Annotated in this window: 9 protein-coding genes and 2 pseudogenes; 7 read left to right on the top strand and 4 right to left on the bottom strand. The window is 70.7% G+C overall.

Annotation, left to right across the window (positions count from 1 at the left end):
• Positions 1-392: 392 nt before the first annotated feature.
• Positions 393-1172, bottom strand: a complete 780-nt coding sequence (locus AB0B57_RS23690) for a sulfite exporter TauE/SafE family protein (RefSeq protein WP_357073668.1) — start codon at positions 1170-1172, stop codon at positions 393-395.
• A 383-nt stretch (positions 1173-1555) separates the two neighbouring features.
• Here AB0B57_RS23690 and AB0B57_RS23685 point away from each other — a divergent pair, with 383 nt between their 5' ends.
• The 6 genes and pseudogenes from AB0B57_RS23685 (at position 1556) to AB0B57_RS23660 (ending at position 8220) form a co-directional block, all read left to right on the top strand.
• Positions 1556-2590 (top strand): LLM class flavin-dependent oxidoreductase, encoded by a 1035-nt coding sequence (locus AB0B57_RS23685; RefSeq protein WP_357073665.1) that lies wholly within the window; start codon positions 1556-1558, stop codon positions 2588-2590.
• Between the two features lie 264 nt (positions 2591-2854).
• Positions 2855-3811, top strand: coding sequence for an ABC transporter permease (locus AB0B57_RS23680; protein WP_357073662.1), 957 nt, complete (start codon positions 2855-2857; stop codon positions 3809-3811).
• Complete coding sequence (locus AB0B57_RS23675) at positions 3808-4800, top strand: ABC transporter permease (RefSeq protein WP_357073659.1); 993 nt, start codon at positions 3808-3810, stop codon at positions 4798-4800. The genes AB0B57_RS23680 and AB0B57_RS23675 overlap by 4 nt, the downstream gene beginning before the upstream one ends.
• A 29-nt stretch (positions 4801-4829) precedes the next feature.
• Positions 4830-6494, top strand: coding sequence for an ABC transporter substrate-binding protein (locus tag AB0B57_RS23670; RefSeq protein ID WP_357073656.1), 1665 nt, complete (start codon positions 4830-4832; stop codon positions 6492-6494).
• Positions 6491-8053: pseudogene (locus tag AB0B57_RS23665) on the top strand (ABC transporter ATP-binding protein); the annotation flags it as partial. The gene AB0B57_RS23670 and the pseudogene AB0B57_RS23665, both read left to right, overlap by 4 nt.
• Positions 8054-8097: 44 nt before the next feature.
• Positions 8098-8220: a hypothetical protein gene (locus AB0B57_RS23660; RefSeq protein WP_357073952.1), complete on the top strand. Its 123-nt coding sequence runs from the start codon at positions 8098-8100 to the stop codon at positions 8218-8220.
• Between the two features lie 246 nt (positions 8221-8466).
• Here AB0B57_RS23660 and AB0B57_RS23655 read toward each other — a convergent pair.
• From AB0B57_RS23655 to AB0B57_RS23645, 3 genes and pseudogenes are all read right to left on the bottom strand, one after another.
• Positions 8467-8736: pseudogene (locus AB0B57_RS23655) on the bottom strand (DUF4395 family protein); the annotation flags it as partial.
• A gap of 255 nt (positions 8737-8991) precedes the next feature.
• Complete coding sequence (locus tag AB0B57_RS23650) at positions 8992-9504, bottom strand: hypothetical protein (RefSeq protein ID WP_357073653.1); 513 nt, start codon at positions 9502-9504, stop codon at positions 8992-8994.
• Positions 9501-11387 (bottom strand): RyR domain-containing protein, encoded by a 1887-nt coding sequence (locus AB0B57_RS23645; RefSeq protein WP_357073650.1) that lies wholly within the window; start codon positions 11385-11387, stop codon positions 9501-9503. The genes AB0B57_RS23650 and AB0B57_RS23645 overlap by 4 nt, the downstream gene beginning before the upstream one ends.
• Positions 11388-11727: 340 nt before the next feature.
• On the opposite strand from AB0B57_RS23645, the gene AB0B57_RS23640 reads away from it, so the two are divergent.
• On the top strand, positions 11728-13893 hold the full coding sequence (locus AB0B57_RS23640; protein ID WP_357073647.1) for a hypothetical protein: 2166 nt from the start codon (positions 11728-11730) through the stop codon (positions 13891-13893).

Below are 13893 nucleotides of genomic sequence, written 5' to 3'. Positions count from 1 at the left end.
GGTAAGCGAGACGCAGCCACTGCGTGCGGCCCTGCGGCGGACTGTGCAGCCAGTCCAGACCGGGAGGGCAGTGCTCCGCCGGGTTGACGAAACCGGTCTCCCAGTTCGCCGCAACCGGCGGTCGGGTGCGCCGGACCGTCTGTCAGCGCGACGAGAACCTCACCGACGACCAGGCAACCCGCGACCTCCGCGCCCCTCGTCCGGGCGGACATGCTCGAACAGCACGGCGAAACACCAGACAGGTTCTACCTCAGCGCAGGCCGGCAACTGCGATAACCGATTCGGCTTTGATGTTGGTGGTGGCGGCCCCCGTTACTGTCGGTGTGTCCGGCGGTAGCCCGGCCAGGCGTGGTCGAGGATCAGCCACCGGCTCACGTAGTCGGAGGGCCCCGTCAGCGGATGCCCTGGCTGAGGTAAAGAACCGCGAGGGCTGCAGCGAGACTGCCGAGCAGCAGCCGAAGTGCGCGTTCGGGCAGTCGTGGTTGCAGGCGGGCACCGAGATAGCCGCCGACGAGGCCGCCGGCACCGCAGAGCAGGCCGAGGGCCCAATGCGGTGCGATGTCGCCGTCGGTTCCGAGCGCGAGCAGGCCGTAGGTGGCGGCACCGCCGATCGAGGTGAGGAACGTACAGGCCAACGCGGCAGGGGCAATGGTTGTCATCGGGGTGCCGCGACCGGCGAGGATGGGGCCGAGCAGGGAGCCGCCGCCGATGCCGTAGATGCCGCCGACGGTGCCGACCACTGCGCCGAGGCCGAGGGTGGTGCGGCGGGTGAGCGGTTGCCGATCTGGAATCCCTGGGCGTGCGGCGCGGGCAATCAGCCAGATGCCGAGGGGTAGCAGGACCACGGCGACGACGAGTCGGAAGGCGTGTGGGCCGGGGATGGCGAAGACGCGGACGCAGGCGCCGATGACAACGCCGGGCAGGGTTCCGGCGAGTAAGAGCCGGGTCAGTGGGCCGGCCAGCCCACCTGCTCGACGGTAGCGCAGGAGCGCTCCGGGCCCGGCGACGATGTTGAACAGCAGGTTGGTGGGGGTCACGGCCGGGCTCGGGACATGCAGGAGGCTGAGCTGCACCGGAAGCAGGAACACAGCGCCGGACACTCCGGCCGGGGCGGTAACCAGAGAGATGAGCAGGCCTGCGGCGAATCCGAGAGATCCACTTTGCCAGGTCACCAAGATCGCTCAGCTCCTGACCGCGCCTGCGGTGATGCTGCCACCGGCAACGACGAGCACCGGCACCAGCCTGAGGGGCGGGGTTCGGACACCAGGGAAACCATAAGACCTACCGCTTTAGTAGACTATCGGATCGATCATCGGTGTGCCGGATTGGCCGGGCATACCGGCGATGCGCAGCACGTCGGGAAGCGCTGCAGCCCAGGGGTGAGCCAGTGCAGCGTTACTCAGGCCGTGCGGGGCCCGCCGGGGCAGCGCTGCGCGGTGACCCGCATCGGGTCGACGACCCGGCGGGAGGTGAGCCGGACAGGCAGCCTGCGATCGACTTCCCTACCAATCGAGTAGGTTTCAAGTTCTTGTGTGAGCGTCCTTGGAGGCGGACGGTGAGTGAAACACCTGTGTCGAAACAGTCGGCGCCACTGCGAAAGCTCGGCTTCCTGACCATCGGCCTGTTCGACGAGGCCGACCCTCGCAACGGCCACGAGGCGACACTCCAGCTCGTCGAGTTGGGCGAGCAACTCGGCTTCGACAGCACCTGGGTACGGCACCGCCACCTCCAGTACGGCATCTCCTCACCGATCGCCGTCCTGGCGGCGGCCTCACAGCGGACCCGGCACATCGAGCTCGGCACCGCGGTCATCCCGCTCGGCTGGGAGAACCCGCTGCGGCTGGCCGAGGACCTGGCCACGGTCGACATCCTCTCCGGCGGGCGCCTCAACCCCGGGGTGAGCGTCGGCCCACCGATGCACTACGACCAGGTCCGCCGAGCGCTCTACCCGGACACCGCGGACGCGGAGGACTTCAGCTACACGCGGGTACGACGGCTGCTCGACCTCGTTCGCGGCGAGCCGGCCAGCGACGTCGACGGCTTCCAAGGTTTCGAGCAGTTCTCCCGCCGGGTGCAACCGCACTCCCCCGGCCTGGCCGCCCGGATGTGGTACGGCGCCGGCAGCCTCAGCTCCGCTCGCTGGGCCGGCGAGCAGGGCATGAACCTGCTCACCAGCAGCGTGGTCAAGGCCGAGGAGTCCACCGACTTCGCCGAGATCCAGCTCTCGCACATCCGGACTTTTCGCGCCCACCACCAGGACGGCGAGCGGGCTCGTGTCTCGCAGGGGCTCGTCGTCATCCCCACCGACACGGCCACCCCGACCCAACGTGCCCGCTACGAGGAGTACGCCCAACAACGCACGCCTCGAACGGCGTCACCCCAGGGCCCGGCCCGGATGATGTTCGCCGCCGACCTCGTCGGCCCGTCGGAGCTAATCGCCGAACGACTGCTCGACAATGTCGCGTTCCGCGAGGTCGACGAGGTCGCGTTCGCCCTGCCCTTCACCTTCACACCGGCCGACTACGCGCAGATCCTCACCGACATGGCGACCCGGCTCGGCCCCGCGCTCGGGTGGCACCCCAGCCGCTGACGTGGATCGGCCAGGTTGGACGGGGGAACTCGATAATTCCCTACTAATCCGGTCTGTGTTGTAGGTCTCTAGTGCTGGATTTTCCCGGCGCGGCTCACGGAACATGGTCGCTGCGGCTGCCGGGCCGCGCGGTGTGGCATCGACAGGTAAACGGTCTCCAGCTACCGCAATAAGCACCGAGAGGGGTCAGCGTGGGCAGGAAGTGTTGCCGGGAGCGCTGAGCTTCCCGGCCCACCCACCCCTGGACCCCCGTAAGGAACCAACGTGTCCGCCGACCCTCATCTCGCGCCGCCGGCTCCGACCCGACCACCGAGGCAGGCCCGCAGCACGACCGCCCGCCACCTCTGGCACCATCTGGCCGCCGACCGTTGGGCGCTGGGCGGAGCCGGCGGCGTGGCCTTCTTCCTCCTCGTCGCGGCCGCCGCCCCACTGCTCAGCGCGATCGCGGGTCAGGGCCCCTACACGTACGACCTTGACGCCCTGTCGGACTCCGGGGCGCCGAAGGGCTTCGGTGGCGGAATCAGCGCCGAGCACTGGTTCGGGGTGGAACCGATGACCGGGCGCGATCTGTTCGCCATCGTGGTGCACGGCGCTCGTACCTCGATCCTGGTCGGCGCCGGGGCCACCACCGTCTCGGTGCTGCTCGGAGTGATCGTCGGCCTCACCGCCGGCTTCTACGGCGGCTGGTACGACCGGATCGTCACCCGGATCATCGACGTCCTGCTCGGTTTCCCGTACCTGATCTTCGTGATCGCGCTCGGCGCGATCGCTCCGACCAGCCTCCCGAAACCACTGCTCCTCGTCGGCGTCCTCGCGATCTTCGGCTGGCCCTCGATCGCGCGGGTGGTCCGCGGTCAGACGCTGGCGTTGAAGCAGCGCACATTCGTGGTCGCCTCGGTCGCGCTTGGCGCAGGTGGCTGGCACCTGCTCAGACGGCAACTACTCCCCAACCTCAGCGCCACGATCATCGTCTACGCCACCATCATGATCCCGTCGATGATCGGCGCAGAGGCCGCACTCTCGTTCCTCGGGGTCGGCGTGCCGCCGCCGACACCGGCGTGGGGCCGCTCGATCGGCGACGCGATCGGCTGGGTCCAGACCGACCCGATGTTCCTGGTCTTTCCCGGCGGGGCGCTCTTCCTCGCCACGCTCTCCTTCAACCTGCTCGGCGACGGCCTGCGCGACGCATTCGACCCGAAGACGCGAGGGCTGCGGCGATGAAACTCCTCCGACTGGTCTCCGGACGCCTGTTCAGCATGATCGTCACGCTGCTCGTGATCAGTCTGCTCACGTACGCGATCTTCGTCCTGCTGCCCAGCGATCCGGCGCAGCTCTCCTGCGGACGACCCTGCACACCCGAACGGCTCGCCGACGCCCGCGCCTTCATGGGCTACGACCAGCCCTGGGTGCAGCAGTATCTGGCCTTCCTCGGCGGGATCTTCACCGGCCGCACCTTCGGCTCCGGGGCTGCCGCCGTGCACTGCGCCGCGCCCTGCTTCGGGTACTCCTTCCAACTGAACGAATCGGTCACCCAGCTCATCCTGGAACGCATCCCGGTCACCTTCTCCATCGCCATCGGCGCCGCCGTGCTCTGGCTGATCATCGGCGTCGGCACCGGAGTCATCTCGGCCGTCCGCAGGGGCACCGCCCTCGACCGGGCAGCGATGACGTTCTCCACGATCGGTGTCTCCGCCCCCAGCTACCTGGTCGGCCTGCTCGGCATCCTGCTGTTCGGCTTCACCCTCAACATGGTGCCGGTCAACGGGTACGTGCCGCTGACCGAGGATCCGGTGGGCTGGTTGTGGCACCTGGTGCTGCCCTGGTGTGTGCTCGCCCTGATCTCCGCGGCTGTCTACGCCCGACTGACCCGGGGTCAGATGCTCGACGTGCTGGGCGAGGACTACATCCGCACGGCCCGCGCCAAAGGGCTGCGGGAACGGCGGGTCATCGGCCGGCACGCCCTGCGCAACGTCCTCATCCCGGTGGTCACCGTCTTCGGGCTCGACCTCGGGTCGCTGCTCGGCGGCGCGGTCATCACCGAACGGGTCTTCAGCATGCCCGGCCTGGGCGCCCTGCTGCTGGACGCGGTCGGCAACGTCGACCTTCCGCTGATCATCGGGATCACCCTCTTCTCCGCGTTCCTCATCATCCTCGCGAACTTCCTCGTGGACCTGGTCTACGGCGTCCTCGACCCAAGAGTGGCGCCCTGATGCGCCAACCATCGAAAGGTAAGGCACTGATGAAAAGACGCAGCGCTCTCGCGCTCGCAGCCGTCCTCGCCCTGGCCGGCTGCAACGCGAACCCGGACGTCACACCGGACGCCGGCGGATCGACCGGGGGCACCGAGAAGGGTGGCACGTTGACCATCCTCAACGCCGCCAGCGACATCAACTTCGACCCCGCCAAGAGCCAGAACCTGGCAATCACCACCCTGGGCCTGGTCCTGCGCCGACTCACCACCTGGGAGGTCCAGCCAGGCAAGGCGGCGCAGGTGGTCCCCGATCTGGCGACGGACACTGGTAAGACCACCGACGGCGGCAAAACCTGGACCTTCACCCTGAAGGACGGGCTCAAGTACGCCGACGGGGCTCCGATCACCGCAGGCGACGTCAAGTACGGCATCGAGCGCTCCTTCGCGCCCGAACTCTCCGGCGGCCTCGGCTACCACAAGAGCCTGCTGGTGGGCGGCACCGAGTACAAGGGGCCGTACTCCGGAGCGGACCTGGCCTCGGTCGAGACCCCGGACGCGAAGACCCTCGTCTTCCACCTCAAGACGGCGTACGGCGACTGGCCGTGGATTGTCTCCACGCCGGCGTTCGCACCCGTTCCCAAGGCGAAGGACGACCCGAAGAAGTACAACCAGAACCCGGTCGCGTCCGGCCCCTACCAGGTCGAGTCGTACCAGCAGGGTGTCTCGGTCAAGCTGTCCCGCAACCCGAACTGGGACGCGGGGACCGACCCGGTCCGCACCGCCGGGCCCGACCAGATCACGTTCCAGCTAGGCCAGGACACCACGGTCCAGTCGCAGCGGCTCATCGCCGACTCGGGTGACGACCGCGCCGCCTTCGGCGCCGGCTTCGTGGCGCCCGCCCAACTCGCGCAGATCGAGCAGAACGCCGGCGCGAAGCAGCGGCTGGTCACCTCGGACGCGGGCGCACTGTCGTACCTGGCGCTCAACACCCAGCGCGGACCGTTGAAGGACCTCAAGGTCCGCCAGGCCATCCAGTACGCCGTGGACAAGAAGTCCTACCAGCTCGCCTCCGGCGGCGCCATCGGCGGCGACCTGGCCAGCACGTTGATCACCCCCGGCATCGCCGGACGAGTCGACTACAACCTCTACCCAGCCGACCCGTCGGGGGACGTCGCCAAGGCCAAGCAGTTGCTCGGCGAGGCGGGACAGACCAGCCTGGAGCTCACGCTGCTGTCCGAGAACGACCAGCCGAACCTCGCCAAGTCCCAGGCCATCCAGCAGGGGCTCCAGCGGGTGGGTATCGCGGTGACCATCAAGCCGGTGGACGATGACGCCTGGACCGCCGAGGTCACCGGCGACAAGGGTGACTACGACCTGACCGTCTCCAGTTGGCAGCCGGACTTCCCCAGCGCCAACGGCAACATCCAGCCGCTGTTCGCGTCCAGCGAGATCGGCGGCGGTGGCTACAACATCGCCCGCTACTCCCAGCCCGAGGTCGACACGCTCATCGAGCAGGCCACGGCCGAGACCGACCCGGCGAAGGCACAGGCGCGGTGGGCGCAGGCGGACAAGCGCATCCTGCAGGACGCGCCGGTGGTGCCGCTGACCTACACGAAGAACTCGTTCCTGCACGGGTCGAAGGTGCAGAACTTCTTCGTGCCGTCCTTTCCGGCCTACCCGAACTACCTGAAGGTATCGCTGAAGCAGGGATGACGGTCTCCCCCACGGAGCCACGCCTCACGAAGGCCACCCGGTCACCGCTACTCGCGGTGGCCGGGCTGGCCGTCGAGTTCGAGGTGGATGGCGACACGCACGCAGCCGTTCACGACGCGTCCTTCGAGCTGCACGGCGGGCAGGTCCTCGCCCTGGTCGGCGAATCAGGATCAGGCAAGAGCGTCACCGCGATGGCCGCCCTGGGCCTGCTCCCCGCCACCGCCCGGGTCAGCGGCAGCATCACCCTCGACGGCGCCGAGCTGATCGGCGCGGAACCGAGCCTGCTGCGGGAGGTACGCTGCGGCCGTATCGGCACGATCTTCCAGGAGCCGATGACCGCGCTCAACCCGGTCTTCACCATCGGTGACCAGGTCGCCGAGGCGATCCGGGCGCACCGCCCGGTGACACACTCTGCCGCCAACGCCCGGGTTCTGGAGTTGCTCGCCACCGTCGGCCTGGACGACCCCGCGCGAGTGGCGCGGTCGTACCCGCACGAACTGTCCGGCGGCCAACTCCAGCGGGCGATGATCGCGATGGCCATCAGCTGCGACCCGCTGCTGCTGATCGCGGACGAGCCGACCACCGCACTGGACGTGACCGTCCAGGCCGGCATCCTCGACCTGCTCCGCGACCTGCGCACCCGACTCGACATGGCCGTACTCCTCATCACGCACGACATGGGCGTGGTGGCCGACGTCGCCGACGATGTGGTGGTGCTGCGCGACGGTCAGATCGTCGAACAGGCGCCCGTCGCACAACTCTTCGCCGCGCCCCGGCACGAGTACACCACCGCGTTGCTGCACGCCGTACCCACGTTGCCGGAGCTGCGGCTCGCCGAGCCGGAACCGGCGCCGCCGCCGGCGCACGAGCCACGACCGCTCGACACATCGACCGGTACGAAACCCGTCGCACTGCTCCGCAACGTCGTCGTCGACTACCCGGGAAGGCGGCGCGGCCGGCCGGTCCGGGCCGTGGACGACGTCTCGTTGCACATTGGCCAGGGTGAACTGGTGGCCCTGGTCGGCGAATCAGGCTCCGGCAAATCGACCCTCGGCCGGGCGATTGCCGGCCTGGTACCGGTGACTGCCGGCACGGTGACCGTCGCTGGCGTCGACGTGGGGCACGCCTCCCGTCGGGAACTGCGCACGTTCCGCTCTCAGCTCGGCATCGTCTTCCAGGATCCGGCGTCGTCCCTGAACCCCCGCCGGACGGTCGGCGCGAGCATCGCCGAGCCGTTGTCGCTGCACACCGATCTGCGCCCGGACGCGCAACGCCGCCGCGTCGACGAGCTGTTGGACGCGGTCGAGCTGCCGTCGCGCCTGCGCGACCGCCACCCGTACGAGATGTCGGGTGGGCAACGGCAGCGGGTGGCCATCGCCCGCGCCATCGCCCTGAACCCGGCCCTGTTGATCGCGGACGAGCCCACCAGCGCCCTGGACGTGTCGGTGCAGGCACGGATCCTGGAACTGCTCCGGTCGCTACAGGGCCACTTTGGTTTCTCCTGCCTGTTCATCAGCCACGACCTGGCAGTGGTCGAGCAACTCGCCGACCGGGTGGCGGTGCTGCATCGTGGCCGGGTCGTGGAGGAGGTCCGGCGAATGATGTGCTGCGCGCGCCCCGGCACCCGTACACGTCGCGGCTGTTGGCGGCGGCACCGGTTGCCGACCCGGCCCAACAGGCGCTGCGGCGGGCGGCGTGGCGCCAGCTCAACAGCGCGTCGAGCTGAGGGGACCACCACGGCTCGGAGTGGATCCTCGCCGAGGCGGCGCGACCGCCCGACGTCGACCAGCCCATCGGCCCCGGCGACGCACACGGGCGGCGGCCCGATCCGACGGTCTCCTATCCGCCCGCCGGCACGCGGCTCCAGATGTCGTCGCATTCGGCGCAGACGGCCTCGGGGGATCCATCCGATCCGCCTGAGCGCCGCGAAGATCGCGCAGCCCACGCAGAACGCGAACACGGATTCGAGTGTCGCCGCCACGATCACCGCGCCGAGGACGAGGTATGCCACGAGGTGCTGCCCGAACCCGAGCGCCAGCACAGCGGCGGTCAGGGCCAGCACAGCGCCGATCCCCTGGGCGAACCGCTTGGGCGGCCCGGCGACGAGCTTGGGCCGCACCGGTAGCCGCGGCGTGATCACCCGAGTGACGAGCAGGGCGAGCGGGCTGAGTTTGGGGCCGGTGAGCACCCGCGCGACGAACCCGTACGCGATCAGTGCACTAACCCAGGGCTGGTCCAGCACGATCGTCGCCGTGGTCGACCGGGTCGTGCGCGCCCTGCGCTCCGAGTGGATGCCGGCCGTCACCGGCGAACTGATCCATGTCGACGGCGGCGCGCACGCGGGCACGACACCGACGCGCAGCAGTGGCGCGATCTGTGTGATCCGGAGGGCTGTCTCGGTGCGTCGGCGTGGCGCCTCCGGCCCTCGTGCTGGTCGCGGCCACGGTCCCGGGCTGCGGCCGACGGCAGTGCTGACGTGGTCGCGCGGCACGCGTCCTCAGCCAGCGGTGGCGGTCCGCCGGGCGCCCGCTGGCCACACGATGCTGGTCGGGATGTCCCGCTGCCGCGCCCAGCTCACCGTCCGGTCGGTCGCCGCCTCGTGACAGCCGGGCTCCCCGTCCCAGACGGCCACCAACCGGTGCACCCGACGCAGCAACTCGCGGTTGGCGGCCACGTAGGCCGCCGTGCCGGAGTGCTGGAATCCGGTGTGGACGACCTCGTCCGCCCGGCCGAGCAGGTCGTCGAAGGCCGCGCGGTTGGCCGGGGGGATCACCCGCTCCCGGTAGTCGGGCGCCGGCAGCACCACCTCGTACGCGCCGCCGGTGGCCAGCACCGCCCGCGCGAACGCCTGGTCGGCGCCGACGGCCAGGCAGGTGACACCCCGCACCGGCCGGCCGCTGATCCGGCGCAACTCGGTACGCAGGGCGTCGTACACGAGCCGTTCGGTGCCGGGGGTCAGGTTGATGTGCCCAGTGACTCCCACCCGGACCGGCCGAGGCTCCCGCGTCATCCGCCGATCCTCTCGCCCGACGCATCACCCGGCGCACGCGGGGCGTCGTCCGGGCCAGCTACCTGCCGCGACGGCGCCGGCGGGTCGGCGGGGGCAGCCGGGTCGGGCGGGTCGGCGGTCAGCCGGATCATCTCGAAGCCGGCGTCGGACAACACCTCCGGCAGCGCCCGGATCTCGTTCCGGTTCATCTCCTGCACGTCCGGCGCCAGCTCGTCCCACGGCCGCAGCGTGGGATGCCGACGGCGGGCGTCGTCGCGCGGCTCGCCGTACAGCCAGCCCTCCCCCCGTCGCTCCCGACACCACCGCTCGTGCTCCAACCGGGCCAGCTCGTCGATCCGGTCGTCGATGGCCCGGCTGGCGCCCGGGTCCGCCGGGCCGGCTGTGGTGCCGTGTCGGGGCGCCACCACACAGCCGAGGCTCAACAGCTTCGCCGCGATGTCCTGCACGTGAGCACGGTTGGCCCGGCGCAGCGACTCGGGCAGCCGGGCCCAGTCCACCATCGCGGGGGACGCGCCCAGGCGTACCCCCGCGCGCACCTGCGCCTGGACGTACCTGTCGTGGATCTGCCGGGCCAGCCGTTCGGTGAGGTCCTCGGCGATCAACTGGGCGTCGCAGGCCCGGGTCAGCACCGGGTAGAGCTGGAGCCGCCCGTGCACCTCGTCGAGCAGGTCGTGCCGCCGGTCGCCGTGGAACGCGGCGGCGAGAGCCGCCTGCCGGTACACCGGGACGAACACCGTGCTCTCGGCCCGCTGCCAGAGGGCCGGCGTGTCCAACGCCAACTGGAGCCCGGTCCGCTCGTCCTCAGCGCAGACGTAGAGCCGGTCGTAACCGTGGCGCAGCATCCCCGACCCGACCAGACCGTCGAGGTCCAGGTCGTACGCCCGCACCTGGCACGCGCCGGCCAGGAAGGGGTGCCGGGCGCTCGCCAGTTCGAGTTCGGCGGCGGCGTCCGGTGCGACCAGGTCGACGTGCAGCGGTGGCAGGGGCCGACCGGCCGGCGCCTCGGTCTGGCGCAGCTGCCAGTGCCGCGCGCTGGCCACCAGCGCGGCACGACGGAAGCTGCCCCGACCGGCGATGAGGATCCGCACCGGTCGTCGGGGCGCCGAGGGCAGCGGGTGGTGCCGGTGCAGGGCCCGGGCGGCGACGTCGTCGACGTGGAAGTAGTCCAGTCGCAGCCGGCTGGAACCAGCGGCACCCAGGCGTCGGGCCTGCAACGACAGGCACATCTCCGGGTCGTGGACCTGCACGTAGACCCGGGCCGGATGCCGCCGGTCCTGGATGAGGCGGCTCGCGGCGTTGGCGATGGCGTGGTTGCGGTCGTCGTCGTCGGTGCAGGCGTACACGGTGCGGGCGTGCGGCAGGCCAGCGCCGCGCAGCACCTCGGGACTCGTCGGATCCCCAACGACCCCCAGGTAGCGGCGGCGTCGGTACTCCAGTGGCCCGAACGGCTCGGCGCGGACGACGACCACGCGCTCACCCTCGCTGAAGAGCCGGTCGGCGAGCATCTGGGCGAACTGGGAGTCGCCGCAGACCACCGAGTGCCCCCGCGCCCGGCGAGCACGCAGCCGCCGGATCTCGGCGGCCAACAGCAGTCGGCTGGCCTCCACCACGGCGAGCAGGGTGAACAGCGGGGCCGCGAACCGGGCGACCTGCAACTGCCACGGGTACGGGCCGGGATTCTGCAACGGCTCGGCGCCCAGCACGAAGAGCTGAATGTCGTAGTAGACCACGTCGTACAGGTCGTGGCCCGCGCCCGGCTCGGCCCGCAACAGTCGGTCGAAGCCGACGTAGCCGAGCACCAGCGCGACCACACCGATCACCGCGAAGACCATTCGCAGTGCCCTCCCGGCCGGGCGGTACGCGCCGGGGACCGGACCCGTCATCGACCAACTCCCTCGTCCGGGGGACCGTCGTCGCACCAGTGTCGCCGGACCGACGGCCGATGCCCACCGTCCGCGCGCACCTCCGGACCGACTCGTGCTCGGGCCAGACCGGGCCAACCCGCATCGTATTCGACGCAGTCGATCCGACCGGACCATCGGCACCCCGGCTGATCGGCCCTTTTTGCAGGTGAACACCGCAGCCCGCAGGTGCGGATCGGTCCACCGGGGTGGCCGCCGAAGGCTACGATTGCCAGACGGGCCGGAGGGGGCGCACGAGCGGGTCGGCCTCCGGTCCCCCGCCACCTGGCGCCCAGGCCGGACCTACCGGAGGATCACGGAGATGGACGCAACCGGAGGTCCACCGGCGGCAGGCCCGGTCAATCCCTTCTCGCCGACGGCCGTGGCCCGGGTGACCGAGCAGGGTACGGGCGCGAGCACGGTGGTCACCGCCGCCGTCCGCGACGCGACCGAACAGCTCGACGACTACCTGCACACCGGTGTCGGCGCGGTGGTCGCCCTCGTCGGTGACTACGGCACCGGCAAGACCCACCTCGCTGTCGAGCTGCTGGCCCACGCCCGGAACGTCACCGGAGCCGCCGGGCAGGCGATCTACCTGGACGCGCCCGGGGACACCTTCCTGTCCCTGCACCGGCGGTTCCTGTCCCGGCTGTCCCGCGACACCGTGCGGGAGCTGCTCACCGGATATCTGCCCGACCCCGCGGGCCCCACCTCCTCGACGGACGGTCTGGTCGGGCGGCTGCGGGCGAGCCTCACTGAGGTCACCACCAACCCGGCCTTCGGCACCGCCCTGGCGATGTTGCTCGACCCGGACACCGAGGTGGCCGCCTGGGACTGGCTCTCGGGTCACCCCCCGGGCCCCGCGCTGGTCGCCGCCGGGGTGACGGCCAGCGCGGACGTCGAGGCCACCGCCGTCGAGGCGATGGGCGTGCTGGCTCTGCTGCACTGTCGACGACACGATCGTTTCGTACTGGTCCTCGACGAGCTCGACAAGATCCTCACCGCGGGCGGCCGGCCCGGCCCGGAGACGATGGCCCGCCTGCAACGGCTGCTCGGGGTGTTCACCTCCGCCGGGGCCTTCCTGGTGATCGCCGGGTTGCCCGACATGCTGCACCTCCTCAGCACCGACGTACGGCAGCGGATCGGGCCGATCGTGCGGATGTCGGCGCTGACCGGCGAGGACGTCCGCACGTTCATCCGGCAGACCCAGCTGCGCGCGTCCGGCACGGCCCGACTCGCGCCGTTCACAGTGGAGACCACCGAATACCTGGCGAACCTCGCCGACGGGGTGCCCCGGCGGGTGATCCGGCTCTGCTACCACCTCTTCCAGCGCGCCGCCCAGGCCGGCACACCTGTCACCCACGTCATGGTCCGCGAGGTGGTCCGGGTCCAGTTCGACCTGGCCAACCGGCAGGACGTCGCCGCCGACGTGCGGCGGGTGCTCACCCAGGACGGCTGGTCGTACCAGCGGGATCACCTGGTCGGATCGATGCGCGACCTGCCTGTCGACTTCTGGATCCCCCTGGAGGAACGCAACGCCGGCTGCTGCGTGCTGCTCAGCGAGTCGGTCCTCAAGGCCGAGGAGGTCGACGACCTCAACCGGCGGGTCGTCGCGATCCGGGCGGCAGTTCCGGACAGCGAGGTGATCCTGGTGGTCGTCGGTCACCTGCCCGCGGAGTTCGCCGCGGAACTCGCCGGAACGTTCAGCGTCGAGCCGATCGTCCACGACCCGCAGTCGTTCGCCGAGGACCTGTCGGGCAGCGTCAAGGCCCTGATGCGGCGGCTGGAGCAGGCGATCGGGGCGGACGCGCTCACCTCGGTGCGCCAACGCGTCGAACGCATCCACCGCCAGCAGAGCAACACCCAACGATCCATCGAACACCTGTCGTACCAGCTCGACGAGATGCGGGGCGAGTTGCGGCACGATCTCACCAGCCCGGCCGGGCGGTTGGGCGTCGTCCCGGGGCAGCATCCGGCGTCGACGGGGGTGACGGCGCCGCTGCCGGGGCGGGTGGCACGAATGTTCGTCGAGGCCGTCGCCGCCCTGGATCAGCTCGCCGGGTTCGAGCGCCGGTTACGCGACGCGTTCGCCCCGCACCGGGTCGCGAGCGTCGGCGGCGCCGACGGCGGGCAGGCGCTACGGTCGCTGCTGCGCTCCCGGGACGTCCAACGCGCGGTCGGCACGTCGGTGGTCCTCCGCCGCCTCATCGAAGCGTTCCGCGAGGGGGTCGAGCAGTGGTATGACGGCCACCGCGCGAATCCCCAACCGACTGACCTGGAACGGCTGGACCTGCTCTGCGAGACGTACGACGGGATCGCCGAGTATCTGCCGCTGTTCCAGTTGGACACCCTCAGTGGGCTGGCCGCCTCCGGCCCGGGCGCGGAGGACGGCGGCGACCCGGTCGAACGATCGCGCACCTGGTCACAGGCCCGGTCGGTCTTCGACGGGCTGGGCGGTCGGGTCCGTCAGTTGTTGCTGGCCGGTTGA

It is taken from the genome of Micromonospora sp. NPDC049101 (assembly GCF_040648675.1).
Taxonomy (GTDB): domain Bacteria; phylum Actinomycetota; class Actinomycetes; order Mycobacteriales; family Micromonosporaceae; genus Micromonospora.
This window is presented reverse-complemented; position numbering and strand designations above follow the sequence as displayed.

What these genes read in the sequence shown, in the direction of transcription:
- AB0B57_RS23675 (WP_357073659.1), top strand. Translation starts at nt 3,808, where the DNA reads ATGAAACTCCTCCGACTGGTCTCCGGACGCCTGTTCAGCATGATCGTC.
- AB0B57_RS23670 (WP_357073656.1), top strand. Translation starts at nt 4,830, where the DNA reads ATGAAAAGACGCAGCGCTCTCGCGCTCGCAGCCGTCCTCGCCCTGGCC.
- AB0B57_RS23650 (WP_357073653.1), bottom strand. Translation starts at nt 9,504, where the DNA reads ATGACGCGGGAGCCTCGGCCGGTCCGGGTGGGAGTCACTGGGCACATC.
- AB0B57_RS23645 (WP_357073650.1), bottom strand. Translation starts at nt 11,387, where the DNA reads ATGACGGGTCCGGTCCCCGGCGCGTACCGCCCGGCCGGGAGGGCACTG.
- AB0B57_RS23640 (WP_357073647.1), top strand. Translation starts at nt 11,728, where the DNA reads ATGGACGCAACCGGAGGTCCACCGGCGGCAGGCCCGGTCAATCCCTTC.